General features: G+C 66.3%; 21 protein-coding genes. 12 read left to right on the plus strand and 9 right to left on the minus strand.

Annotated features, from left to right (window positions below):
* Positions 1-25 precede the first annotated feature (25 nt).
* The 9 genes from DU475_RS05265 to DU475_RS05305 all read left to right on the plus strand — a co-directional run bounded on the left by DU475_RS05265 (position 26) and on the right by DU475_RS05305 (position 11,597).
* Positions 26-967: an ABC transporter permease gene (locus tag DU475_RS05265; RefSeq protein WP_013501160.1), complete on the plus strand. Its 942-nt coding sequence runs from the start codon at positions 26-28 to the stop codon at positions 965-967.
* Positions 968-978: 11 nt separating this feature from the next.
* Positions 979-1,869 carry an ABC transporter permease gene (locus DU475_RS05270; protein ID WP_013501159.1) on the plus strand — a complete coding sequence of 297 codons (891 nt, stop codon included), beginning with the start codon at positions 979-981 and terminating at the stop codon, positions 1,867-1,869.
* A gap of 67 nt (positions 1,870-1,936) precedes the next feature.
* Positions 1,937-3,589, plus strand: a complete 1,653-nt coding sequence (locus tag DU475_RS05275) for an ABC transporter ATP-binding protein (RefSeq protein ID WP_164631076.1) — start codon at positions 1,937-1,939, stop codon at positions 3,587-3,589.
* A gap of 132 nt (positions 3,590-3,721) precedes the next feature.
* The gene (locus DU475_RS05280) at positions 3,722-5,224 is read left to right on the plus strand and encodes a M81 family metallopeptidase (RefSeq protein WP_164631077.1); all 1,503 of its coding nucleotides are present in this window, start codon (positions 3,722-3,724) and stop codon (positions 5,222-5,224) included.
* Positions 5,225-5,447: 223 nt separating this feature from the next.
* Positions 5,448-6,443, plus strand: coding sequence for an alpha/beta fold hydrolase (locus DU475_RS05285; protein WP_164631080.1), 996 nt, complete (start codon positions 5,448-5,450; stop codon positions 6,441-6,443).
* A 172-nt stretch (positions 6,444-6,615) separates the two neighbouring features.
* Positions 6,616-7,656: a hypothetical protein gene (locus DU475_RS05290; RefSeq protein WP_164631082.1), complete on the plus strand. Its 1,041-nt coding sequence runs from the start codon at positions 6,616-6,618 to the stop codon at positions 7,654-7,656.
* 18 nt (positions 7,657-7,674) lie between these two features.
* A complete protein-coding gene (locus DU475_RS05295) occupies positions 7,675-8,784 on the plus strand; it encodes a MoxR family ATPase (protein WP_164631084.1) in 1,110 nt (369 codons plus the stop codon).
* Positions 8,777-10,156, plus strand: a complete 1,380-nt coding sequence (locus DU475_RS05300) for a vWA domain-containing protein (protein ID WP_164631085.1) — start codon at positions 8,777-8,779, stop codon at positions 10,154-10,156. Before DU475_RS05295 ends, DU475_RS05300 begins: the two co-directional genes overlap by 8 nt.
* 37 nt (positions 10,157-10,193) lie before the next feature.
* The gene (locus tag DU475_RS05305; protein WP_164631087.1) at positions 10,194-11,597 is read left to right on the plus strand and encodes a carotenoid oxygenase family protein; all 1,404 of its coding nucleotides are present in this window, start codon (positions 10,194-10,196) and stop codon (positions 11,595-11,597) included.
* Positions 11,598-11,833: 236 nt separating this feature from the next.
* Here the strand turns inward: DU475_RS05305 and DU475_RS05310 are convergent, their stop codons facing one another.
* The gene (locus DU475_RS05310; protein ID WP_164631089.1) at positions 11,834-12,676 is read right to left on the minus strand and encodes a DUF1194 domain-containing protein; all 843 of its coding nucleotides are present in this window, start codon (positions 12,674-12,676) and stop codon (positions 11,834-11,836) included.
* Positions 12,677-12,880: 204 nt separating this feature from the next.
* Between DU475_RS05310 and clpS the strand changes: the two genes are divergently transcribed.
* Positions 12,881-13,186 (plus strand): ATP-dependent Clp protease adapter ClpS, encoded by a 306-nt coding sequence (clpS, locus tag DU475_RS05315; protein WP_142882017.1) that lies wholly within the window; start codon positions 12,881-12,883, stop codon positions 13,184-13,186.
* A 258-nt stretch (positions 13,187-13,444) separates the two neighbouring features.
* Here clpS and DU475_RS05320 read toward each other — a convergent pair whose 3' ends face one another.
* From DU475_RS05320 to DU475_RS05345, 6 genes are all read right to left on the minus strand, one after another.
* Positions 13,445-14,644, minus strand: coding sequence for an adenylate/guanylate cyclase domain-containing protein (locus tag DU475_RS05320; RefSeq protein ID WP_013501149.1), 1,200 nt, complete (start codon positions 14,642-14,644; stop codon positions 13,445-13,447).
* A 110-nt stretch (positions 14,645-14,754) separates the two neighbouring features.
* Entirely contained in the window at positions 14,755-15,843 is a 1,089-nt protein-coding gene (gene aroC / locus DU475_RS05325; RefSeq protein WP_013501148.1) for a chorismate synthase, read from the minus strand.
* A gap of 148 nt (positions 15,844-15,991) precedes the next feature.
* Positions 15,992-16,585 (minus strand): histidine phosphatase family protein, encoded by a 594-nt coding sequence (locus DU475_RS05330; protein ID WP_047309911.1) that lies wholly within the window; start codon positions 16,583-16,585, stop codon positions 15,992-15,994.
* A 97-nt stretch (positions 16,586-16,682) separates the two neighbouring features.
* Positions 16,683-17,504 carry an enoyl-ACP reductase FabI gene (fabI, locus tag DU475_RS05335; protein WP_013501146.1) on the minus strand — a complete coding sequence of 274 codons (822 nt, stop codon included), beginning with the start codon at positions 17,502-17,504 and terminating at the stop codon, positions 16,683-16,685.
* Positions 17,505-17,713: 209 nt separating this feature from the next.
* Positions 17,714-18,685 carry a DnaJ C-terminal domain-containing protein gene (locus DU475_RS05340; protein WP_164631096.1) on the minus strand — a complete coding sequence of 324 codons (972 nt, stop codon included), beginning with the start codon at positions 18,683-18,685 and terminating at the stop codon, positions 17,714-17,716.
* A 116-nt stretch (positions 18,686-18,801) separates the two neighbouring features.
* The gene (locus DU475_RS05345) at positions 18,802-19,212 is read right to left on the minus strand and encodes an RT0821/Lpp0805 family surface protein (protein ID WP_041807106.1); all 411 of its coding nucleotides are present in this window, start codon (positions 19,210-19,212) and stop codon (positions 18,802-18,804) included.
* Between the two features lie 123 nt (positions 19,213-19,335).
* Here DU475_RS05345 and pdxH point away from each other — a divergent pair, with 123 nt between their 5' ends.
* Positions 19,336-19,974 carry a pyridoxamine 5'-phosphate oxidase gene (gene pdxH / locus DU475_RS05350; RefSeq protein ID WP_013501143.1) on the plus strand — a complete coding sequence of 213 codons (639 nt, stop codon included), beginning with the start codon at positions 19,336-19,338 and terminating at the stop codon, positions 19,972-19,974.
* Positions 19,971-20,747 (plus strand): SDR family NAD(P)-dependent oxidoreductase, encoded by a 777-nt coding sequence (locus tag DU475_RS05355; protein WP_013501142.1) that lies wholly within the window; start codon positions 19,971-19,973, stop codon positions 20,745-20,747. Before pdxH ends, DU475_RS05355 begins: the two co-directional genes overlap by 4 nt.
* Positions 20,748-21,198: 451 nt before the next feature.
* Here DU475_RS05355 and DU475_RS05360 read toward each other — a convergent pair whose 3' ends face one another.
* Together DU475_RS05360 and DU475_RS05365 are read right to left on the minus strand one after the other, a co-directional pair.
* On the minus strand, positions 21,199-21,873 hold the full coding sequence (locus DU475_RS05360; protein WP_164631098.1) for a dienelactone hydrolase family protein: 675 nt from the start codon (positions 21,871-21,873) through the stop codon (positions 21,199-21,201).
* Between the two features lie 149 nt (positions 21,874-22,022).
* The gene (locus DU475_RS05365; protein ID WP_013501139.1) at positions 22,023-24,089 is read right to left on the minus strand and encodes a cytochrome c1; all 2,067 of its coding nucleotides are present in this window, start codon (positions 24,087-24,089) and stop codon (positions 22,023-22,025) included.
* Positions 24,090-24,116: the final 27 nt, after the last annotated feature.

The following is a 24,116-nucleotide window of genomic DNA, read 5'->3' on the forward strand; positions in this document are numbered from 1 at the left end:
GATCGAAATCCGTGATGGAGCGCCGATGCTCGGCTATCTGATCCGCCGCCTGCTTGCGGCCATCCCGGTGATGGGCGTGGTCGCGCTGTTCGTGTTCCTGCTGCTGCGGCTGACGCCGGGCGATCCCGCCGCGATCATTGCCGGCGACAACGCCAGCCCTGAACAATTGATGCGCATCCGCGCCACGCTCGGGCTCGACGAACCGCTCTATGTACAATTCTTCACCTGGGTCGGCCGGCTGTTGCATGGCGATCTCGGCGTGTCGCTGATCTCGCAGGTGCCGGTGCTGCAGATGATCGGCCAGCGCATCGAGCCGACCATCACGGTGGCGCTGTCGACCATCGTGGTCTCGGTGATCGTCGCGGTTCCGCTCGGTGTCGTCGCCGCCTGGAAACACGGCACCTGGATCGACCGTTTCGTGATGGGGCTGTCGGTGATCGGCTTCTCGGTTCCGGTGTTCGTGATCGGCTACGTCCTGATCCAGATCTTCGCGATCGAGCTGCGCTGGTTTCCGGTGCAGGGCTTCCGATCGCTGTCGCGGGGCTTCGGCCCGTTCTTCGAGCGGCTGGTGCTGCCGACGCTGACGCTGTCCTTCATCTACATCGCGCTGATCGCGCGCATGACGCGCGCGGCGATGCTCGACGTGCTCGGCGAGGATTACGTCCGCACCGCCCGCGCCAAGGGTATCACGGAAAGCCGGGTGCTGCTGCGCCACGCGCTGCGCAACGCCGCGGTGCCGGTGATCACCGTGATCGGCACCGGCTTCGCGCTGCTGATCTCGGGCGTCGTCGTCACCGAAAGCGTGTTCAACCTGCCCGGCATCGGCCGCCTCACGGTCGATGCCGTGCTGGCGCGGGACTATCCGGTGATCCAGGGCATGATCCTGCTGACCAGCGGCATCTATGTCGCCGTCAACCTGCTGATCGACCTGGCCTACACGCTGCTCGATCCTCGAATCCGCTACTGAGGGCGCGCACCATGGCAATCGATACCATGTCCGAACCGACCCTCCCGGTGCCGCGGCCGCTGCGCCCACGCCTCGGCTTCCTGCTGTCGACGCCGATCATCGCCGTCGCCACGATCAGCCTGACGCTGATCGTATTGTCGGCGATCTTCGCACCGTGGCTGGCGCCGCACGATCCGGTGACGCTGGCGCCGGCACAGCGGCTGAAACCGCCGAGCGCCGAATTCCTGCTCGGCACCGACGCCTACGGTCGCGACCTGCTGTCGCGCATCATCTATGGCGGGCGGGTGTCGCTGCTGATCGGCGTCGGCGCAGCGATCGTGTCGATCGCCATCGGCCTCGTCATCGGCCTGGTCGCCGGCTTCTTCAAATGGGTCGACGCGGTGATGATGCGGGTGATGGACGGCCTGATGGCGATCCCCAGCATCCTGCTGGCGATCGCCGTGGTGTCGCTGTCCGGCGCCAGCCTGACCACGGTGCTGATCGCCATCACCATCCCGGAAGTCCCGCGGGTCGCCCGGCTGGTGCGCTCGGTGGTGCTGTCGGCACGTGAGGAACCGTACGTCGAGGCCGCGATCTCGCTCGGCTCCAGCCTGCCGAAGATCATGTGGCGGCACCTGATGCCCAACACCGTGGCGCCGCTGATCGTGCAGGGCACCTACATCGCGGCGTCCGCGATCCTCACCGAAGCGATCCTGTCGTTCCTCGGCGCCGGCATCAGCCCGGAGACGCCGACCTGGGGCAACATCATGGCCGAGGGGCGCGCGGTGTTCCAGATCAAGCCGATGCTGATCTTCTGGCCAGGACTGCTGCTGTCGATCGCGATCCTGTCCGTCAACTTGATCGGCGACGCCGCCCGCGACGCGCTCGACCCGCGGATGAAACAGCGCGAGGGCTCGCGATGAGCACGTCCTATCTGTTGGCTGCGCAACACGCACGGCCCTCACCTCTCCCCGCGCGCGGATGCACGACATGACCGACAACGTCCTCGAAATCGACAACCTCGTGGTGCGGCTCGGTCGGACCGAGCACGGCGACAAGGTGATCGACGGCATCTCGCTGACCGTCGGCGCCGGCGAGACGATGTGTCTGGTCGGCGAAAGCGGCTCCGGCAAATCCGTGACGTCGCTCGCCACCATGGGGCTGCTGCCGAAGGGCGCGCTGCACGCCAGCGGCGGTGAAATCCGCCTCGCCGGAGAGAACGTGCTCGCCGCCAGCGAGCGCCGGCTGCGCCAGCTTCGCGCCTCGCGAATGGCGATGATCTTTCAGGAGCCGATGACCGCGCTCAATCCTGTCGTGCCGGTCGGCAAACAGATCGACGAGGTGCTGCGCTTTCACACCGATTTCGGCGCGCGAGAGCGGCGGCGGCGTATCCTCGACATGATGGAGCAGGTGCGCCTGCCCGAAGTCGAGCGGATCTTCGCGTCGTATCCGCATCGCCTGTCGGGCGGACAGCGCCAGCGCATCATGATCGCGATGGCGCTGGTGCTGGAGCCGAAGCTGCTGATCGCCGACGAGCCGACCACCGCGCTCGATGTCACCACGCAGAAGCAGATCCTGACCTTGATCCGCGAATTGCAGCAGGCGCACGGCACGGCGGTGCTGTTCATCACCCACGACATGGGCGTGGTGGCCGAGATCGCCGACCGGGTCGCGGTGATGCGCCACGGCCGGCTGGTCGAGACCGGGCCGCTCGAGGCCGTGCTGCGTCGGCCGCAGATGGACTATACCCGCAATCTTCTCTCGGCGGTGCCGAGCCTGGTGCCGCGGCCACCGCGTGAGCACAAGGGCACCCCGGTGGTGCTGGAGGCCAACGAGCTCGGCAAGGTGTATCGCGAGCGCTCGTTCCTCGGCAAAGCCCGCGAGGTGGTCGCCGCGAAAGATGTGACGCTGACGCTGCACAAGGGCCGCACGCTCGGCATCGTCGGCGAAAGCGGCTCCGGGAAGTCCACCGTCGCGCGCTGTATCGTGCGCCTGATCGACCCGACCTCGGGCGGCATCCGGCTCGCCGGACGCGAGATCTCCGAGCTGTCGCGACGGCTGCTGCGGCCCCACCGCAAGAAGATTCAGATCGTGTTCCAGGATCCGTATCGCTCGCTCAATCCGCGCGTCAGCGTCGGCGAGAGCATCGCCGAGGGGCCGATCAACTACGGCATGCCCCGCGCCGAGGCTCTGGCGAAAGCGCGGCAGCTACTCGAACTGGTGCATCTGCCTGCGGACGCGATCGACCGCTTCCCGCATCAGTTCTCCGGCGGCCAGCGCCAGCGCATCGCGATCGCCCGCGCCCTGGCGCTCGATCCCGACGTGCTGGTGGCGGATGAGGCGGTGTCGGCGCTCGACGTCTCGGTGCAGGCGCAGGTGCTGAAGCTGCTCGACGAAATCCAGACCCGGCTCGGCATCGCACTGCTGTTCATCACCCACGACCTGCGCGTCGCCGCGCAGATCTGCGACGATGTCGCGGTGATGGAGAAAGGCCGTGTCGTCGAACAGGGCCCGGCCGCCGAAGTGCTGACCCATCCGAAACAGGCCTACACCCGCCAACTGCTCGAAGCCGCCCCTGGCCGCTACTGGGACTTCGCCAATTTCCGTCCCGTCAACGAAGCGCGGCAGGCGGCGGTGAGTTGATCATCCCTCCCGACTGTCATTCCGGGGCGCTCACGCAGTGAGCGAACCCGGAATCCCGAGATGACCTGAACCTCTGGATTCCGGGTTCGCGCTGCGCGCGCCCCGGAATGACGAAGCAAGAGAACAATAACCATGACCCGCATCGCCGTCGGCTGCTTCCTGCACGAAACCAACACCTTTGCGCCCACCAAGGCGACCTGGGAGGCGTTCGTGCATGGCGGCGGCTGGCCGGCGATGACGATCGGGGCTGACGTGCTCAAGGTGATGCGCGGCATCAATGTCGGGCTCGCCGGCTTCGTCGAGGACGCCGAAGCCAAGGGCTGGGAGCTGATCCCGACCATCGCCTGCGGCGCCAGCCCATCGGCGCACGTCACCGAGGATGCGTTCGAGCGTGTCGTCAAGATCATGATCGACGGCATCAAGAACGCCGACAAGCTGGATGCGGTGTATCTCGATCTGCACGGCGCGATGGTCACCGAACATCTCGACGATGGCGAAGGCGAGATCCTGGCGCGGGTGCGCGAAGTGATCGGCCCGGATCTGCCGCTGGTGGTCAGCATCGATCTGCACGCCAACGTCACGCCGCAGATGATCGAGCATGCCGATGCGTTGATCGCCTATCGCACCTATCCGCATGTCGACATGGCCGACACCGGCCGCGCCTCCGCTCGGCATCTGGAGCTGCTGCTGAGCGGCCAGCGATTCGCCAAGGCGTTCCGGCAACTGCCGTTCCTGATTCCGATCTCGTGGCAGTGCACATTCGACGAGCCGACCAAGGGCATCTACGACAAGCTCGCGGCGCTGGAGAGCGATCAGGTGCCGACGCTGTCGTTCGCGCCGGGCTTTCCGGCCGCCGACTTTCCGGACTGCGGCCCGTCGGTGTTCGCTTATGGCCGCACCCAGGCCGATGCCGACGCGGCGGCGGATGCGGTGGCCGCGCTGGTGGCCGGCCACGAGGACGATTTCGACGGCAAGATCCATTCCCCGGACGACGGCGTGAAGCTCGCGATCGAGCTGGCGCGCACCGCCGCCAAGCCAGTGATCATCGCCGACACCCAGGACAACCCAGGCGCCGGCGGCGATTCCGATACCACCGGAATGCTGCGCGCGCTGGTGCGCAACAACGCGCAGCGTGCCGCGATCGGCGTTGTCTACGATCCCGACGCAGCCAGGGCCGCCCATGCAGCCGGCGTCGGCGCGGTGATCTCGCTCGAGCTCGGCGGCAAGTCCGGCATCCCCGGCGACGCGCCGTTCGAAGAGATCTTCGTGGTCGAGCACCTTTCCGACGGCCGCTTTGTGGCTCCCGGGCCGTATTTCGGCGGACGCGAGATGGAAATGGGGCCGTCCGCCTGCCTGCGGATCGGCGGTGTTCGTGTGGTGGTGGCATCGAACAAGGCGCAGCTCGCCGACCAGGCGATGTACCGCTATGTCGGGATCGAGCCGACCGCGCAGGCGATCCTGGTGGTGAAAAGCTCGGTGCATTTCCGCGCCGACTTTCAGCCAATCGCCGAGCGCCTGCTGATCTGCGCCGCGCCCGGCGCGATGCCGGCCGATACCGCCTCGCTGCCATGGACGCGGCTACGAGCCGGTGTTCGTGTCAAGCCGAATGGACAGCCGTTCGTCAGGCCGAACTAACAATTCGGCACAACGTCTGACGTCACGCGGCGGTGACGCCGTCCCTCGTGATCGCACCAGTCGATAGTCGGACTATCATGTGCGCACGAGTCGATTTTCGCGCGCACCAATGTACGTAGATACCATTCTTGCATTGGAACGATCCGCGGCACGCGTGAATTGGAACCTTCCCGGTTTCACGCGATTGGCTCGACAGTTCGCTCAAGTTCAAGAGAGGTCGCAGATGCCGTTGATCAGCGGGCAAGCAATCGACACAGGTAGCATCAAGCAACATCATGCACGGACGGGTCTCGCCAATCCGGTGGCCGGCGTGCGGACCGACATCACCAGCGTGGTCGGACGGCTCGCAGTGTATGCGGCAGGCTCCGAGCAGCCGAACGACAACGCCACGCCGTTGCTGTTGATCCACAGCATCAACGCCGCCGGCTCTGCCTACGAGGTCAAGCCGCTGTACGATTACTACGCACAGCATCGTCCGGTGTACGCCATCGATCTGCCCGGCTTCGGCCAGTCCGATCGCGACGATCGCGAATACACCGCACGGATGATGACCGACGCGGTGCACGCCGCCGTCGAGCAGATTCGACGCGTCCACGGCGAGCAGCCGATCGACGCGCTGGCGCTGTCGCTGGCCAGCGAATTCCTCGCCCGCGCCGCCACCGAGACGCCGCAGGCGTTTCGCTCTCTCGGCCTGATCAGCCCGACCGGCTTCGAAGGCAAGGCCCGCGACGCCCGCACGCCCGGCACCCGCGGCCGCTCCTGGATCATCGACCTGCTCCGCGTCAAGCTGTGGGACCGCGGCTTCTTCAAGATGCTCACGGCGCGGCCGGTGATCCGCAAATTCCTGGAGAAGGCGTGGGGCTCGAAGGACATCGACGAGCCGATGGTCGACTACGACTACGCCACGACGCATCAGCCCGGCGCCCGCCACGCGCCGTACTACTTCGTCGCCGGCTTCATGTTCAGTACCGACATCCTGAACGTCTACGAACAGCTCCGGCTGCCGGTCTGGATGGCGCACGGGGTGCGCGGCGATTTCGTCGACTATCGCCACAAGAGCCGCGTCGCCGGCCGCTCGAACTGGACCATCGTGCAGTTCGACACCGGCGCGTTCCCACACTTCGAGGTGCTGGATCAAGTGGTATCTTCATACGGTCAGTTTTTGTCCAAACTGCAACCGAGCGAACTCGGCAAGCCGACGCTGGCGCACTCGGCGTGATCTGCGACTGCGCCGCGCAACTCCACGCGCCTTGATCAACAACAGCGTGAGTTGCGTTCGCCTCGCAGTTGAAGAAACTAGACCCGACGCGATCGATTGAGCGCGTGACTCGCGGCGCGGCCGCCTCTTGGCCGCGCCGTGACGACTTCAGTTGCGGAGGTTGCCGACGGAAATGAACTACGCACAGCTTCTCACCGGACCGACAGAGATCGAGACCCCGGCTGCCGCGCCGTTCACGCATCACGAGATCCTCCCGCTGGTGCAGCCGTTCACGCGGCGCGGCTATCAGGTCGATCTCGCCGCCAGCGACCGACTGGCGCGGCGGCTGCTGTTCAAGCCGCTGATCCACGACGAGGCCGGCTGCGGCGGAATCGATGCGACCGAGCTGCTGCAACTCGATAATCCCCGTCCCGGCCTCAACCAGCTCACCCGCACGCTGACGCTGGAAGACGGCCTGACCGCCACGCTGGAAACTCAGGGCGGCGATCTCGATATCCTGCTGCAGCGAATCGAGCACGTGCTGCCGCAACAGCAATTCCGCAGCGTCGAGAGCACGCTGGTGGCACTGAGCTATCGTCTCACCCCGGACAACGGGCGGCAGGTCGCGGGCGCGGCGCATCGCGTGCTGCTGCGCGGCGAGGCCGAGATCGCCGGCTTCCGCGTGTTACTGCGCGGCGCGCCAGTGCGCGGCTATCCGGCCGAAATCGACATCACCCCGAGCACCCCCGGCGTGGCGCTGCCGGAGGATCTGCTCGCGGTGATCGGCTGGGCGTGGTCGCCGCTGCGCAAGAGCAAGGCGGGTTTCACCGGCAAAATCAGAGTTCGCGGTCAGGAGCCGGAGCTGAGCCGCCGCGTCGAAGCGGCGCTGGAAAAGACCGTGGCGCATCTCGCCCGCACCCTGACCCGGCCGCCCGCAGCCTACTACGAGACGCTGCGCGGCGCGCGCTGGACAGTGACGTTCCGACGCGGAATTCCGGCGTTGTTCTTCGGCGGTCTGATCGCCGGCGCGGCCAGCCTGACGCTGATCGACGTGCCGCAGGATTCGATCTTCAACCTGCTGCTGATGGGGGCGCCGCCGCTGTTGATGTTCGGCGCGTTCGGGATGCGCGAGACGCCGTCGCTGGAGATTCCGCCGCTGCCGCGGCGCTGGAAGGCGACGTGGCTGCCGGAACCCGAGCCGGCGCGACAATCGATGGATGCACAGACGACCTGACGAGCGAGGAAACGATCGATGCACGGCAACCCGATGAACATCCCCCCGGTCTCGATCGCGGCCGCCAAGGCTGCGCTGATCGAGCAATATGCCGACCCGACGCTGCGGCGGCGCGCGTCGATGCTGTGGGGTACACGCGGGGTCGGCAAGTCGTCGATCGTGCGCCAGGTCGCCATCCATTATCGGGTGCCGCTGATCGATCTGCGGCTGACCACGATCGAGCCGGTCGATATCCGCGGCGCCATCTACGCCGATGAGAACCTCGCCAAGACGGTGTGGTTTCCGCCGGAGTTCCTGCCGTCGCGCGACCAGCCCGAGGGTGTGCTGTTTCTCGACGAGCTCACCGCCGCCGACCAGCGGCTGCAGATCTCGGCCTATTCGCTGATCCTCGACCGCCGGGTCGGCAATTATCACCTGCCGGACGGCTGGCAGGTGGTGGCCGCCGGCAACGCAAGCTTCCACGGCGCGATCAGCCACGACATGGGCACTGCACTGGCCGACCGGATGTTCCACTTCAACGTCCAGACCGCGATCGACGCCTTTCTCGGCCACGCCATGACCCACGATTTCGCGCCGGAAGTGATGGCCTATCTGAAGATCCGCCCCGACAAGCTCGACGACACCCAGACACAGCTCGCCGGCGACCATCTGATCGGCGCCAGCCCGCGCGGCTGGGAGGACATCTCCAACGTGCTGAAGTCGGGCTTGTCCGACCACGCCAAGCGGCTGTTCGTGCAGGGCCGGATCGGTGCCGCCAATGCGGCGGAATTCTTCGGCGTGCTGCGCGAGATCCAGGCCGGCACCGATGTGCTGAAGCTGCTCGCCGCGCGCCCAGGCCCGGAGACCGCGGCGCTGCTGCCGAAGTCGCTCGATGCCTTGTACGGCATGCTGTACGGGCTGCTGGCCGCCTGCACCGACAAGGAGACGCTGGCGCGGGCGCTGGAGATCGTCGAGCAACTGCCCGAGGTCCGCAGCAGCGCGCCACTGCCGATCCGCGAAGCACAGACGCTGGCGATGGAGCTGTTGATGCAGCGCGGGCTGGAGAACGGCCTCGAGGCCGCGATCCTCGACAGCCCGGCCTATGCCCGCTACGCTGATCGGCGGCAATTGGAAGCCGCCGATGCCTGAGCCGGGCGCGCTCTACTGCCACCGCGGCACGCGCGCGATCCAGCGCATGGTGGAGTTCGCACCCTCGACCGGCGGACTGGCGCTGTGGGTGCAACATCGCGATCTGCCGGACGATACACCGGCAGACACGCCCGCGGCGGTGACTGACGGCACAACCGTGTACTACAGCGCGGCGTTCGATCGGTTGCCCCTGCCCGATCAGGTCGGCCTCGTCGCACACGAGGTGCTGCACATCGCGCTGCGCCACTCGCAGCGCTTCGTCGAGCTGCAACGCACCCAGGGCGACGTCGACCTCGAACTGTTCAACATCTGCGCCGACGCCATCGTCAACACCACCCTGGCGCATCTGAACTGGCTGCATCTGCCGGACAACGCGGTGATGCTCGAACAGATCGTGTTCAAGGCGCTCGGCCGCGAGCAGCAGCCGGAATCGGCGCTGCTCGAATGGGACGTCGAGAAGCTGTATCGCGCGATCGACGACCGCGACCGTGACGGCACCAGCGGCAAGCAGCAGTCCGGCCGGCAATCGCAGCAAGGCTCCGAGGCGGACTCGTCGGGCTCCGGCGGCAAGGACCAGGCGCAATCGCAATCCGGCACGTCGGAGAGCGAGACCGCTCAGCGCAGCGATGGCACTCGTTCTGCCAAGGTACGGGCGCTCGGCGCCGACGGCGCGCGAGATCTGGTGCCAAACCCGGAATCCCAATCGGCCCCCGAACACGAGGCCGAGCAGGCGCGCGAATGGAGCGAGCGGATCCTGCGCGGCCACGCCGGCGACGGCGCGTTCTCGATACTGCGCGCGCTGATCGCCGATCTGCCGCGCAGCCGCACGCCATGGGCGCAGGTGCTGCGCGTGCAGCTTGCGCGCGGCCTCGCCCGCAAACCGGCGCTGACCTGGTCGCGCCCGACGCGCTCCTACATCGCCAACCAGGGCCGCGCCGGAAATCATCGGATGCCGTTCGAGCCGGGCTTCAGCCCGACCAAGAACGAGCCGCGGCTGGCGCTGATCATCGACGTCTCCGGTTCGATCGACGATCAGTTGATGCAGCGCTTCGCCACCGAAATCGAGACCATCACGCGGCGCCAGGAAGCCGGGCTGGTGCTGATCATCGGCGACGAGCGGGTGCGGCAGGTCGAGTTCTTCGAACCGGGCCGCCGCTTTGTGCTCAGCGAGATCGAATTCGCCGGCGGCGGCGGCACCAACTTCACGCCGCTGCTCGCCGAGGCCGACCGGCACAAGCCGGATATCACCGTGGTGCTGACAGACCTCGAAGGCCCTGCCGAATTCAAGCCGCGCTGGCCGGTGATCTGGGCGGTGCCGCAGCAACACGCGAATGCGGTGCAGCCGTTCGGGCGGCTGCTCGCACTCGATTGACGGGCGTGCACGACCAAAAGAGGCTCAGGAGCATGACATGCTTCAGGTGACCGGAATTCCGGATGCGTGCGACAATCTCGCGCCGATCCCGATGGAATGCGACGCGCCGTTTCTCGCGATCAAGGGCGAGCTGCCGCGCGAGCTGAACGGCACGCTGTATCGCAACGGCGCCAACCCGCAATTCGTCTCGCCGAACGCGCACTGGTTCTTCGGCGACGGCATGCTGCACGCGTTTCGTCTGGAGAACGGCCGCGCCTCGTATCGAAACCGCTGGGTCCGCACGCCGAAATGGCTCGCCGAGCACGAGGCCGGCCGGCCGCTGTACGGCGAATTCAACCTCAAGCTGCCGGACGCGCCGCGCTCGGTGCCGGAGGACGGCAACGTCGCCAACACCAACATCGTGTTCCACGCCGGCAAGCTGCTGGCACTGGAGGAGGCGCATCTGCCGATGCAGATCGAGCCGGGCACGCTGGAAACCCGCGGCTATTGCGACTACGGCGGCGCACTGAAGGGACCGTTCACCGCACATCCGAAGTTCGACCCGGTGACCGGCGAGATGCTGTTCTTCGGCTACAACGCCGGCGGACCGCTGACCCGCACGATGTCGTTCGGCGCCGTCGACGCGGCGGGATGCGTCACCCGGCTGGAGCATTTCAAGGCGCCGTATGCGGCGATGGTGCACGACTTCATCGTCACCGAGCACTACGTGCTGTTTCCGATCCTGCCGCTCACCGGCAGCATCTGGCGCGCGATGCGCGGCCGACCGCCTTACGCCTGGGATCCGCGCAAGGGCTCCTGCGTCGGGGTGATGAAGCGCTCCGGCTCGACCCGCGACATCCGCTGGTTCCGCGGCGAGGCCTGCTTCGTGTTCCACGTCATGAACGCCTGGGAGGACGGCACCCGAATTGTCGCCGACGTGATGCAATCCGAGGAAGCGCCGCTGTTCACCCACCCCGACGGCCGCCGCACCGATCCGGAGAAGGGCCGCGCCCGGCTGTGCCGCTGGAGCTTCGACCTCGCCGGTAACACCAACGCCTTCAAGCGCAGCTATCTCGACGACATCAGCGGCGAATTCCCGCGGATCGACGAGCGCCGCGCCGGCCTGCGCAGCGGCCACGGCTGGTACGCCTGCGCCAGCCCGGAAACGCCGATGCTCGGCATGCTGACTGGCATCGTCCATGTCGACGGCAACGGCCATCGCCGCGCCCGCTATCTGCTGCCGACCGGCGACACCATAGGCGAGCCGGTGTTCGTGCCGCGCATTGCCGACGCGGCCGAAGCCGACGGCTGGCTGCTCGCGGTGGTGTGGCGCGGCTGCGAAAACCGCAGCGATCTTGCGGTGTTCGACGCCTCCGACATTGCGGCCGGCCCGATCGCCCTGGTGCAACTCGGCCACCGCATCCCCGACGGCTTCCACGGCAACTGGGTGGCGGCGGGCTAGGTCGCGCACTTGCCGCTCCGCTGTCGTCCGCTATCACTCCTGGCACCCACGTCGTCATTCCGGGGCTCGAGCGAAGCTCGCGAACCCGGAATCTCGAGATTCAGGGCACTCCCGAGCCCGCAACGCAGATCGACGATATGGTCTGCGTTCACGTTGCGGAACATCTCGAGATTCCGGGTTCGCCGCTCCGCGGCGCCCCGGAATGACGGAGTGTGAGCGAGACTAACTACCTGCCCTCACCTCCCCCACCGGTCCTGCCAGACCTTCTCGCCGATCAGGCACGATACCCGTACCGGGCGCTGCTCGTCGGCGATCGGGACGATGCGGGCGGGCGGAGTGTGCCCTGCGACTTCCATCACCAGCTTGGTATGGATCGCTTCCTTGAACTTGGCGCGATCCTTGATGGTCACCACGAAGGCGCCAGGGCCGCCGATCACGCAATCTTCGTAGTAATAATCGAGATTCTCGATATCCATCATCGAGTAGGACGGTTCCTTCACCATGATCGGCAGGCCGTTGATGACGATACCCTTGGCGACCGCGGCGTCACGCGCAATCGTCACCGGCTCGCCGTTGTTGTTCGGACCGTCGCCGGAGATATCGATCACCCGGCGCAGCCCGTGATACGGGTTCTGCTCGAACAGCGGCAGCGCGAAGTTGATCGCACCGGAGATCGAGGTGCGCGAGGCGCGGCGCAGTGGCGCCTTCATGATCTCGGCCGCGACCGCGTCGGCCGACTCCGGCCCGTCGATGATCTGCCACGGCAGAATGATCTTCTGATCGCTGGAGGCGGCCCACTCGAAATACGTCACCGCGATCCGGCCGTTGGGGCCGGTCTTCAGGGTCTTGAGGAACTCGCTGGACATCAACGCCTGGGCATAGCCTTCGCGTTGCACCGCGAGTTCGTCGACATCCATCGAGTAGGAGACGTCGACCGCCAGGACCAGCTCGACATCGACCTGCTTGGCATCGTCGCGGGCGGCTGCGGATTGTGGCGCCTGATTGGGCGCGGCGACTGCGGCCACACCGGCGGCCGCCGCAGCGGCCAGCACAATTCCGATCGAGACCCACCCGCGCATCAGCAGCCCTCCGGTCGACCAAGCACGATGGTGACATGCAACTGAGGTGACGGAAAGCTGGCGGACCGGTTCCATCCCGATCACTTTCCAGTCACTGATGATCATGGTTCGTGAACAAGCAGCGGCCGGTTTCGCCGATGCCGCCGACGCTGTAGGATATGGCCCGCAGTTACTTCACCCAGCGAATCCACGGGTCGGCCCCGCATGAGCAACATCGACCTGAAGCCGAAGACCAAGGCCAAAATCAAGGTCGAGCGACCGAAGCTGCACAAGGTGATCCTGGTCAACGACGACTACACGCCGCGCGAATTCGTGGTGTCGGTGCTAAAGGCCGAATTCCGGATGACCGAGGATCAGGCCTACAAAGTCATGCTCACCGCGCATCAGCGCGGCGTCTGCGTCGTCGGCGTGTTCACCAGGGACGTCGCCGAAACCAAGGCCACCCGCGCCACCGACGCCGGCCGCGCCAAGGGCTACCCGCTGCTGTTTACGACCGAGCCGGAGGAGTGATGCGGACGGCGGGATTTCACCTCTCCCCGCGTGCGGGGAGAGGTCGACCCGACGGAGCGAAGCGACGACGGGTCGGGTGAGGGGGCGTCTCAACACGGCCGAGCCTCTCGGCCTTGCAGAAACGCCCCCTCACCCCAACCCTCTCCCCGCAAGCGGGGCGAGGGAGCCTATTCACTCGTGCGGCAGCACTGTGCTCAACTACCAACTATCGATTAGTTGGCTGTAGCGCGGCTCAGCATCGTCAGCGACTCTCCGGTCTCACAGCCCTTCAGCCGCGAGCGGGGTTTCGTCGGTCAGGCCATGCACACGTTCGGCGTGGGAGAAGCCGGCCATCGGGAATTCGCCGAGGTCGCTCCAGCCTTCCGAGCACAGACCGACGAAATCGCTGGAGGCGACCACGGTGCGGCCAAGTCTCGCGGCGAGCCGCTCCAGCCGCGCGGCGAGATTCACCGCCGGGCCGATGCAGGTGAAGTCGAGCCGGTTGCCGCCGCCGATATTGCCGTAAAGCACCTGCCCGACATGCAGTGCGACGCCGAACCGGAAGCTCTCGATGACGTGGCTGCCTTCGACGAAATTCAGCGCCGCGATGCTGGCGCGACACTCGTTGGCGGCGGCCAGCATCCGGCCGCAGACCTCGGCGGCGTCCGCGCCGTCGTCGGCAATCGGAAACACCGCCAGCAGGCCGTCGCCCATGAATTTCAGCACCTCGCCGCCGTGGCGCGCGATCGCCGTCACCTGACAGTCGAAATACGCGTTCAGCACCTTAACCATGATCTCCGGCGGCAGGCCGTCGGACAGCGCCGAGAAACCGCGCAGATCGGACAGCCAGATTGCGGCGCGCAGATGATCGGCATGGCCGCGGCGGATCTGGCCGGCGAGAATCCGGGCGCCGGCGCGGTTGCCCACATAGGTGTCGAGCAGCGTGGTGGCGATATCGCGCAGGCTGATCACTTCGACCAGCCGCGACAGCGGCGGCATCATCGCGCGCAGCGCCCCGAGCTGGACCTCGGTGAAGCCGCCGGGCTGCTTGGTGGCAAAGCTGGCGGCATGATAGCTGCCGTCGAGAAACCGCAGCGGCAACGCGACGTAGTCGGTGACGGCCTCGGCTCGCAGGTCGTCGAGGAATGGAAACCGGGCACTCTCCGGATCGTCGAGCCGGAAGCGGACCTCGACGCCGTAGTCGTACAGGATCTTCAGCGGGCTGCGCTGATACTCCTCGGACATCTCGACGTCCTGGGTGGTCGAACCGACCTCGACCTCGCCGTCGGCACGCCAGATGAAGCGGTGGCCGTAGATGTCTGGGTGCAGGGTCTCCACGAATACGCCGACCCGGTGCAGCGGCATCCCGGCGGCGACGAGCTGCTCGCAGGTCAGCTTCATCTTCATGGCCGGGTCCGGCTCGGAGCGCGCGCCGTCGCTCAGCCAGTCGAGAATGCCGCGGATCTGTTCGGAATGCATGACAGCACTCTAGCCGCCCGACGTGGCGATTTGTAGCAGGGCCGGACTCATGGCAGTCATCCGCCCGACTCCCGAGGCGGAAGTGAGGCCGTGAGCGTCCCGACCTGCGATCAGCCGCCGATTTGGCCGCGGTGGCGCAGCAGATGATCGGCCAGCACGCAGGCGACCATCGCCTCGCCGACCGGCACCGCGCGGATGCCGACGCAGGGGTCGTGGCGGCCCTTGGTCAGGATCTCGGTGTCGGCGCCGGCGCGATCGACGGTCTTGCGCGGGGTCAGGATCGACGAGGTCGGCTTCACTGCGAACCGTGCCACCACCGGCTGGCCGGTCGAAATGCCGCCCAGGATGCCGCCGGCGTGGTTCGACAGGAACGCCGGCCCCGCATTGCCGTGCCGCATCTCGTCGGCGTTCTGTTCGCCGGTGAGTTCGGCCGCGGCGAAGCCGTCGCCGATCTCGACGCCCTTGACGGCGTTGATGCTCATCAGCGCCGCGGCCAGATCGCCGTCGAGCTTGCCGTAGATCGGCGCTCCGAGCCCGGCCGGTACGCCCTCGGCGACGATCTCGATCACCGCTCCGATCGACGAGCCGGCCTTGCGGATGCCGTCGAGATAATCGGCGAACAACGCCGCCGCATCCTTGTCTGGGCAGAACAGCGGGTTGTTGCCGATCTCGTCCCAGTCCCATTTGGCGCGGTCGATCTTGTGCGGGCCGATCTGCACCAAGGCGCCGCGCACCGTCATGCCGGCGATCACCTTGCGGGCGACCGCGCCGGCCGCGACCCGGCTCGCGGTCTCGCGCGCCGAGGAGCGGCCGCCGCCGCGATAGTCGCGAATGCCGTACTTCGCCTCGTAGGTGAAGTCGGCATGGCCGGGGCGATACTTGTTCTGGATGTCCGAATAGTCCTTGGAGCGCTGGTCGGTGTTCTCGATCTGCAGCGCGATCGGGGTGCCGGTCGTCACCTGCACGCCGGTCTCGGGGTGCACCATCACGCCGGACAGGATCTTCACCTGATCGGCTTCCTGCCGCTGGGTGGTGAAGCGCGACTGGCCCGGCCGGCGGCGGTCGAGATCGCCCTGGATGTCGGCCTCGGTCAGCGGGATCAGCGGCGGGCAGCCGTCGACCACACAGCCGATCGCCACCCCATGGCTCTCGCCGTAGGTGGTGACGCGAAACAGATGGCCGAAAGTATTGAACGACATGGCGCAGACCGCCCCTTTTGGATTGCGCCGGTTTGGTAACGCGCCGGCCGGACAGGGTCAAACGGACCCTGAGAACCCTCTCCCCTTGTGGGAGAGGGTGGCGAGCGAAGCGCGCCGGGTAAGGGGTACGAGGGGAGAAGGAAAGAGCTCAGCTCACGATCTCGAAGCCACCGTCGCGGAACACGTAGACGGCGCCCTGCTGAATCGGGCCTTCCAGCGCCTCGCGCGGGGTCTTGAAGCCGAGCGCGACGAACAGGGTGCGGCCGGTGCCGACATGACCGACCGCGACGGTGTCGCGGGTCAGCGAGGCGACCCAGTCGGTGATGAAGGGCAGCCGCTGGGCGTAGCTCTCACCGCGCAGCGGGGCGACCGACCAGCGGTCGGCGTGGCGCGCGGCGTAAATCTGCGGATCGGAGCGCTGCATCTCCTGCAGGGTGAAGCCTTCCCAGGCGCCGTAAGTGATCTCGCGCAGCCGCTCGTCGATCGCGTAGCCTTCCGGCTGCAAGCCGAGCGCGCCGCGGACCAGCTCCATTGTGACGCGGGCGCGGCCGAGCGGGCTCGCCCGATAGTCGAGATCCGCAGGCTGCCGGCCGTCACGCCGCAGCAGACCGCCGAGCACGCCGCCGGCCGACGTCGCCTGCCCTCGCCCCTTGTCGTTGAGCGGAATGTCCCGCGTGCCCTGATAGCGCCCGGTCGCGTTCCAGTCGGTCTCGCCGTGGCGGATGAAGTAGATGGTGGGCATATTGCTCTTACGTCATTGCCGGCTTGGCCCGGCAATCCATCAAGCACGTCGATTTGAAGGATGGATGCGCGCGTCAAGCCCGCGCATGACTCAACTGTCAGTCCTTCCCGCCCAGCGAGATGTCCGGCGCATCGGGGTTCTTCATGCCGACGACATGGTAGCCGGAATCGACGTGATGGACCTCGCCGGTGACGCCGCGCGACAGGTCGGACAGGAAGTACAGCGCGCTGTCGCCAACCTCGTCGATCGTCACGGTGCGGCGCAGCGGCGCGTTGTATTCGTTCCACTTCAGAATGTAGCGGAAGTCGCCGATGCCGGAGGCGGCCAGAGTCTTGATCGGGCCGGCGGAGATCGCATTGACGCGGATGTTCTTCTCGCCGAGGTCGGCGGCGAGATAGCGCACGCTGGCTTCCAGCGCGGCCTTGGCAACGCCCATCACGTTGTAATGCGGCATCCACTTCTCGGCGCCGTAGTAAGTCAGGGTGATGATCGAGCCACCCTCGGTCATCAGCTTCTCGGCGCGCTGGGCAATCGCGGTCAGCGAGTAGCACGAGATCAGCATCGACTTGGAGAAGTTCTCCGGCGTGGTGTCGACATAACGGCCGTCGAGTTCGTCCTTGTCGGCGAACGCGATGGCGTGGACCACGAAGTCGATCTTGCCCCACTTCTCCTTCACCGCCTCGAACACCGCGTCGATGGTGGCGCCGTCGGTGACGTCGCAATGCCCGAGCACCAGGCCGCCGAGTTCGGCGGCGAGCGGCTCGACCCGCTTCTTCAGCGCGTCGCCCTGATAGGTCAGCGCGACCTCGGCGCCCTGGGCGCGGCAGGCCTTCGCGATGCCGTAAGCAATCGAACGATTGTTGGCGACGCCGAGGATGACGCCGCGTTTGCCCTGCATCAGGCCGGAAGCTGTCGACATGGGGTGTCCTATCGTCTTGCAATCGGCCTTCGACCTACACCACCGGCCGGACCGGGTACAGCCTATTGTCCGCGTGCAGTTTCAACCATTTGGGCGAGCCGAACAGAGCCGCCCGCGAGACCGAACGAGGCTGACACGGCGCGAGGCCGGAGGAGCGCGCCGGTGGCCGCGGCAGCCGAGGCCACGCTTCGCGACCGTCTTGATCCGCCTCAGCCGAGATCGCTACGCGGATTGTAGGGATGATTGTCCCGCCACTTCTGCATCAGCTTTTCGAGCTCGGCGTCGTGACCGTCGGGCAGGATGATGCGGGTGGTAACGAACAGATCCCCGGTCGCGCCGCCCTTCGGCAGCCCCTTGCCCTTGAGCCGGAAGATGCGTCCACTCGAGGTGTTCTTGGGGATCGACAGTTCGATCGTGCCGGTCAGCGTCGGCACCCGCACCTTGGCGCCGAGCACAGCCTCGTACAGCGTCAGCGCCAGTTCGAGCTTCAGATCGTTGCCGTCGATCTTGAAGTAAGGATGCGGAGCGATATTGACAGTGATCAGCAGATCGCCAGCGCGGTGACCGGGCGCGCTTTCACCCTGGCCTTTCAGCCGAATCTGCTGCCCCGCGCCGACGCCGGCCGGAATCTTGACGTTGAGCTCCTTGCCGGTCGGCAGCCGCACCCGCTTTTCGGTGCCCCGCGCCGCCTCTTCCAGCGTCACCGTCATCGAGACAGTCTGATCGAGATCGGGGGCGAAGCCGGTATCGAAATCGAAGCCCTGGCTGCGACCGCGCGGACCCGCACCGGCGCCGCGCGCGCCGGCCGCCCCGCCGAACATCGAATTCAGGATGTCCTCGAAGCCGGCCGCGCCGCCGAAGCCGCCACCGGGGCCGCCGCCGCTACGGAAGGAGTATTGCTCGAAGCCGCCGGAGCCGCCCGCGCGACCGCCGCCGCCGGGGAAGCCCTGAAAGCGCGGCTTGCCTTCGGCGTCGATCTCGCCGCGGTCGTATTGCTTGCGCTTGGCCTCGTCGCCGATGATCTCGTTGGCGGAATTGATTTCAGCAAAACGCGCGGCGGCTTTGGGATCGTTCTTGTTGCTGTCGGGGTGATGCTTTTTTGCCAGCTTGCGATAGGCGCTTTTGATCGCCGCAGCGCTGGCGTCCCGCTGCACCCCCAGGACCTCATAGGGGTCGCGCATCCGTCTCGTCTCCTTCAGGAATTCCAACTGTGGGCGAACGCCCGTCGCCAGTCATCTGGGGGTTTCATGTCTTTTTTGCAACCGGAATCGGCCCGATGGCGGACGCAATCGGTGGTTCAGGAACGCCGCCAAGGTTTGAGCGCGCGGATTTCCCAATGACCACGCGCGGTGCGGCAGGCTGCCCCCTGCATCCAGCTCTCGGTCTTGTCCCTGACATAGGAGGCGAGGAAGTCGCGACAGGTGCGGCCTTCGGCGCTGTAGGCGGCGGCCAGCGGCGTCACCGAGCCACGCGCGCCCGTTGCCGGGTTCTCCCACGGCTGGCTGGAATCCTTGTCCCCTTTGGTCAGAACGTCGGACGCCGCGATCCGCGCCAACGCCAGATCGGCCTCGGTCGGGCCGTCGTCCTTGGCGGGCAGCACCGCACTGATCGAGCCGGTGAAATCGCTGGAGTCCATCTGCGCGAACGGCCCGTCGCGGCCGGTCATGCCGCAGCCGCCGAGCGAGGCACCGATTAGAATCGCTATCATTGCCGAAAACGACGGCAGGATCGCCGATAGGCCAATGCGTTGCCGTACCCTATATAGGTCGAACCTAGACAGGACCTGCAGCGCGTTCCGGACCGCGGTGAAGCACAACTCGGATTCCCTCGCATGAGCGACCCTACGATCAGACCACAGAGTGAGTTAACGCCCGGTGATTTCACCGCGGCAGAGAATCCGTTTGCGCTGTTTACCGAATGGCTTGCCGAAGCGACGCGGTCCGAACCGAACGACCCCAATGCGATGGCGCTGGCCACGGTCGACGCCGAGGGCCTGCCTGACGTCCGCATGGTTCTAATGAAGGGCTATGACGAGCACGGTGTCGTGTTCTACAGCCACATCGCCAGTCAAAAGGGCCGCGAGCTGGCCGAGAATCCGAAAGCGGCGCTGCTGTTTCACTGGAAATCGCTACGCCGGCAGGTTCGGATGCGCGGAACGGTGACGCCGGTGACCGACGCCGAGGCCGACGCCTATTTCGCCACGAGGCCGAAGCAGGCGCAGATCGGCGCCTGGGCGAGCAAGCAGTCGCAGCCGCTGGAAAGCCGGTTCGCGTTCGAGCAGGCGATCGCCAAGGTGGCGGCGCGGCATCTGGTCGGCGAGGTTCCGCGGCCGCCGGGCTGGAGCGGCTGGCGGATCACCCCGTCGCGAATCGAGTTCTGGCACGACCGTCCATTCCGCCTGCACGACCGCATCGAATTCCGCCGGGACACCCCGGATCACCCCTGGACCAAGACAAGGCTGTATCCATGAGCCCCGACTCCCAAAAGCCGCGCACGCCCGAGAGCAACGCGCCGCGCCGGACCATGATTCTGACCGGCGCCAGCCGCGGCATCGGCCACGCCACGGTGATCAGATTCTCCAGCGCGGGCTGGCGAGTGATCACTTGCTCGCGGCACCCGTTTCCCGAGCAGTGCCCGTGGGGCGCCGGCCCCGAAGACCATATCCAGGTCGATCTCGGCGACCGCTCCGATACGCTGCGGGCGGTCGACGAGATTCGGGAGCGGCTCGACGGCGGCGCACTGCACGCGCTGGTCAACAACGCCGCGATCTCCCCGAAGGCACCGGGCGGCGCGCGGCTCGGCTCGATCGACACCGAGCTGGACACCTGGGAGCACGTTTTCCGGGTGAATTTCTTCGCGCCGATCATGATGGCGCGCGGGCTGATCGAGGAGCTGAAGGCGGTCAAGGGCTCGGTGGTCAACGTCACCTCGATCGCCGGCTCGCGGGTCCATCCGTTCGCCGGCGCCGCCTACGCCACCTCGAAGGCTGCGCTCGCGGCACTGACCCGTGAGATGGCAGCCGACTTCGGACCGGTCGGGGTCCGGGTGAACTCGATCGCCCCGGGCGAGATCGACACTTCGATCCTGTCCCCCGGCACCGAGAAGATCGTCGAGGAGCAGATCCCGATGCGCCGTCTCGGCACCCCGGACGAGGTCGCCAAGATCATCTACGTGCTGTGCACCGAGACCTCGTCCTACCTGAACGGCGCCGAGATCCACATCAACGGCGGCCAGCACGTCTGACCGGGCGGACAAGCCCGCGCCTCACCCCTAAAACACCGCCGCCCCGGTTCCGATCCTATCGGAACCGGGGCGGCGCAGATGGTCGCATCGGATGCGTGCGGCGTGGCGGCTGGGCGGCCACGCCGGTCGTCGTCCATCAATCGGCGCGGAATCGCCGCGGAGAGCGCCATCGCGCCGGCGACTGCAACGCGATCCCGGCGCTCGAACAATCGTCCTCCGATTCGTCATCGAGCAGCGCCGCCCCGCAGTGTCTGCACCGGCGGCCCTCGCCTGCGGCTGCGCGCGGGCCGATCGGCTCGGCACGATAGCTCGCGAGGTCGACGACGTTTCGGAGATCGGGGTTTACGACTGTTTCAACCATGCTGTCCTCGTAGCGTAGGCCAGCGTTATCGCAGCAAACTGATCTGCCAAATCTTCAGCCGAATGTTCGAATTTTACCGGACGCCGGCCGTCACGAGAGATGCTTTCCAAAGAACTGCGTCGCACGACTCCACGCCAGTTCCGCCGCTTCGCGATCGTGCACCGCAGCGCGCTGCTCGTTGACGAAAGCGTGGTCGGCCTCGTAGCGGAAGAATTCCGCTGACTTTCCAGCCGCTTTCAATCCGGCCTCGAACGCGTCGACCACTTCCGGCGTGCACCAATCGTCACGGTTGGCGAAGTGGCCCTGCATCGGCACCATCACGTCCGACGGCTTGGCGGCCTGCTCCGGGGGGATGCCGTAGAACACCACAGCGGCGCTCAGCTCGGGGATCTTGCAGACACCGATCACCGTGACCGCGCCGCCGAGACAGAAGCCGGTCAGCCCGACCTTGGCGCCATTGCGCGCCAGATAATTGACCGCGCCGCGCACCGTCTGGGTGGTGGCGTCGATGAAATCGAGCGAGCTCATCTCTTTGTTGGCGGCGTCCGTGTCGTGATAGGGCACCACCGTGCCGTTGTAGAGGTCGGGCGCCAGCGCGTCGAAGCCGGCCTGGGCGAAGCGATCGGTCAGTCCCTTGATCTGATCGGACAGCCCCCACCATTCCTGGATCACCACCACACCCGGTGCCCTGCCGCTGGCGGCATTGGCGAGATACCCGCGCGCTTCCTTGCCGTCCGGACGATTGAAACTGATCAGCGTGCCCATCGCGTCTCCCCTGCGCTCCTGCAAATGCTTTTGATTATTTTGTCCGGAGCGAGGACGAGATGCAATCGCTGCGCCGCAATGCGTCATGGATGCAGACAACAAAAAAGCCCCCGGAGGGGCTTTCCTGTCTGTTTGCGATGAGCGTCCGATCAGTGGACGTTGGACCACACCTTGCGCTTGGTGAAGTACAGCAGGCCGGACAGGATGATCAGGAAGATCATCACCTGCAGGCCGAGGCGCTTGCGGGCTTCCATGTGAGGCTCCGCGGCCCAGACCAGGAACGCCGAAACGTCCTTGGCGTACTGATCGAGCGTCTCCGGCGTACCGTCGTCGTAGGTCACCATGCCGGCCTGAATCGGCGGCGGCATCTTGATCGAATGGCCCGGGTACCACTTGTTGTAGAACGCGCCGTCGGGGAGGCTGAAGCCCTCCGGCGGAGTGTCTTCATAGCCCTGCAGCAGCGCGGCGATGTAGTTCGGGCCCTGCTCCTGGAACTGGGTGAACAGATCGAAGATGAACTGCGGGAAGCCACGCGAATAGGTGCGCGCCTTGGCCAGCAGCGACATGTCCGGCGGAACCGCGCCGCCGTTGGCAGCACGCGCGGCCTGCTCGTTCGGGAACGGCGAGTGGAAGGTGTCGGCGAGCCGGCCGGGACGCTCGAACATTTCACCCTGGTCGTTCGGACCGTCCTTGATCTGGGCTTCGGCAGCGATCGCCTTGACCTGATCGATGGTGAAGCCCGGGCCGCCCGGCTCGGCGAGGTTGCGATACTGCAACAGCTTCATCGAGTGGCAGTTGGCGCAGACTTCCTTGTAGATCTTGTAGCCGCGCTGCAACTGGGCGCGATCGTAGGTACCGAACGGACCTGCGAAGCTCCACTCCAGCGACGGCGGATTCTCGCCGCCTTCCGCCGCCTTGGCCGGCTGGATGCCGCCGACCATCAGGCTGCCGGCGAACAGCACCGCCGCGACGCCGGCCACCGCCTTGGTCACCTTGCCCTTGTTGAGGACGTCTTCGGCGATCGAGTTCGGCAGCGGCAGGGTCTTCTCCATCCGACCAAGCACCGGGAGCACGATCAGGAAGTAGGCGAAGTAGAAGAAGGTGAACACCTGGGCGAGCGTGGTGTAGATGCCTTCCGCCGGCTTCGAGCCGAGCCAGCCCAGCATCAGGCAGGTCGCCACGAAGGCCCAGAAGAACCGCTTGGCCATCGGCCGATAGCGGGACGAACGCACCTTGCAGCTATCCAGCCAGGGCAGGAACAGCAGCACGATGATCGCACCGAACATCGCGATGACGCCCAGCAGCTTGTTCGGGATCGAGCGCAGGATCGCGTAGAATGGCAGATAATACCATTCCGGCACGATGTGCGGCGGGGTCACGCCCGGGTTGGCCTGGACGTAGTTCTCCGCGTCGCCGAGGTAGTTCGGCATGTAGAAGATGAACCACGAATAGAACACCAGGAAGCACGACATGCCGAACACGTCCTTGAGGGTCGCGTACGGCGTGAACGCCACGGTGTCCTTCTCGGTCTTCGGCTCGACGCCGGCCGGGTTGTTCTGACCGGTCACGTGCAGCGCCCAGACGTGCAGCACGACCACGCCGGCGATCACGAACGGCAGCAGATAGTGCAGCGAGAAGAAGCGATTCAGGGTCGGGTTGCCGACCGAATAGCCGCCCCACAGCAGCGTCACGATGCTGTCGCCGACGATCGGGAACGCCGAGAACAGGTTGGTGATCACGGTGGCGCCCCAGAAGCTCATCTGGCCCCACGGCAGCACGTAACCCATGAAGCCGGTCGCCATCATCAGCAGGTAGATGATGACGCCGAGGATCCACAACACTTCGCGCGGCGCCTTGTACGAGCCGTAGTACAGGCCGCGGAGCATGTGGACGTAGACGGCGATGAAGAACATCGACGCGCCGGCGGCGTGCATGTTGCGCAGCAGCCAGCCGTAGTTGACGTCGCGCACGATCCGCTCGACCGAGTCGAAGGCGAGATCGACGTGCGGGGTGTAGTGCATCGCCAGCACGATGCCGGTCACGATCTGCACCGCCAGCATCATCGACAGGATGGCGCCGAACGTCCACCAGTAGTTCAGGTTACGCGGCGTCGGGTAGGCGATGAAGGAGGAATGAACGAGGCCCGCGATCGGCAGGCGCTGCTCCAGCCACTTCATCAAGGGGCTTTGTGGCTGATAGGTCGAGGGTCCGCTCATGATGCGATCCTAGTAAGCAATGGTACG

This window comes from Rhodopseudomonas sp. WA056 (assembly GCF_010906995.1).
Lineage (GTDB): Bacteria > Pseudomonadota > Alphaproteobacteria > Rhizobiales > Xanthobacteraceae > Rhodopseudomonas > Rhodopseudomonas palustris_G.

Excerpts from the sequence above, each read along its gene's own strand:
- DU475_RS05265 (WP_013501160.1), top strand. The coding sequence starts at position 26 with ATGCTCGGCTATCTGATCCGCCGCCTGCTTGCGGCCATCCCGGTGATG.
- DU475_RS05270 (WP_013501159.1), top strand. The coding sequence starts at position 979 with ATGGCAATCGATACCATGTCCGAACCGACCCTCCCGGTGCCGCGGCCG.
- DU475_RS05275 (WP_164631076.1), top strand. The coding sequence starts at position 1,937 with ATGACCGACAACGTCCTCGAAATCGACAACCTCGTGGTGCGGCTCGGT.
- DU475_RS05280 (WP_164631077.1), top strand. The coding sequence starts at position 3,722 with ATGACCCGCATCGCCGTCGGCTGCTTCCTGCACGAAACCAACACCTTT.
- DU475_RS05285 (WP_164631080.1), top strand. The coding sequence starts at position 5,448 with ATGCCGTTGATCAGCGGGCAAGCAATCGACACAGGTAGCATCAAGCAA.
- DU475_RS05290 (WP_164631082.1), top strand. The coding sequence starts at position 6,616 with ATGAACTACGCACAGCTTCTCACCGGACCGACAGAGATCGAGACCCCG.
- DU475_RS05295 (WP_164631084.1), top strand. The coding sequence starts at position 7,675 with ATGCACGGCAACCCGATGAACATCCCCCCGGTCTCGATCGCGGCCGCC.
- DU475_RS05300 (WP_164631085.1), top strand. The coding sequence starts at position 8,777 with ATGCCTGAGCCGGGCGCGCTCTACTGCCACCGCGGCACGCGCGCGATC.
- DU475_RS05305 (WP_164631087.1), top strand. The coding sequence starts at position 10,194 with ATGCTTCAGGTGACCGGAATTCCGGATGCGTGCGACAATCTCGCGCCG.
- DU475_RS05310 (WP_164631089.1), bottom strand. The coding sequence starts at position 12,676 with ATGCGCGGGTGGGTCTCGATCGGAATTGTGCTGGCCGCTGCGGCGGCC.
- clpS (WP_142882017.1), top strand. The coding sequence starts at position 12,881 with ATGAGCAACATCGACCTGAAGCCGAAGACCAAGGCCAAAATCAAGGTC.
- DU475_RS05320 (WP_013501149.1), bottom strand. The coding sequence starts at position 14,644 with ATGCATTCCGAACAGATCCGCGGCATTCTCGACTGGCTGAGCGACGGC.
- aroC (WP_013501148.1), bottom strand. The coding sequence starts at position 15,843 with ATGTCGTTCAATACTTTCGGCCATCTGTTTCGCGTCACCACCTACGGC.
- DU475_RS05330 (WP_047309911.1), bottom strand. The coding sequence starts at position 16,585 with ATGCCCACCATCTACTTCATCCGCCACGGCGAGACCGACTGGAACGCG.
- fabI (WP_013501146.1), bottom strand. The coding sequence starts at position 17,504 with ATGTCGACAGCTTCCGGCCTGATGCAGGGCAAACGCGGCGTCATCCTC.
- DU475_RS05340 (WP_164631096.1), bottom strand. The coding sequence starts at position 18,685 with ATGCGCGACCCCTATGAGGTCCTGGGGGTGCAGCGGGACGCCAGCGCT.
- DU475_RS05345 (WP_041807106.1), bottom strand. The coding sequence starts at position 19,212 with ATGATAGCGATTCTAATCGGTGCCTCGCTCGGCGGCTGCGGCATGACC.
- pdxH (WP_013501143.1), top strand. The coding sequence starts at position 19,336 with ATGAGCGACCCTACGATCAGACCACAGAGTGAGTTAACGCCCGGTGAT.
- DU475_RS05355 (WP_013501142.1), top strand. The coding sequence starts at position 19,971 with ATGAGCCCCGACTCCCAAAAGCCGCGCACGCCCGAGAGCAACGCGCCG.
- DU475_RS05360 (WP_164631098.1), bottom strand. The coding sequence starts at position 21,873 with ATGGGCACGCTGATCAGTTTCAATCGTCCGGACGGCAAGGAAGCGCGC.
- DU475_RS05365 (WP_013501139.1), bottom strand. The coding sequence starts at position 24,089 with ATGAGCGGACCCTCGACCTATCAGCCACAAAGCCCCTTGATGAAGTGG.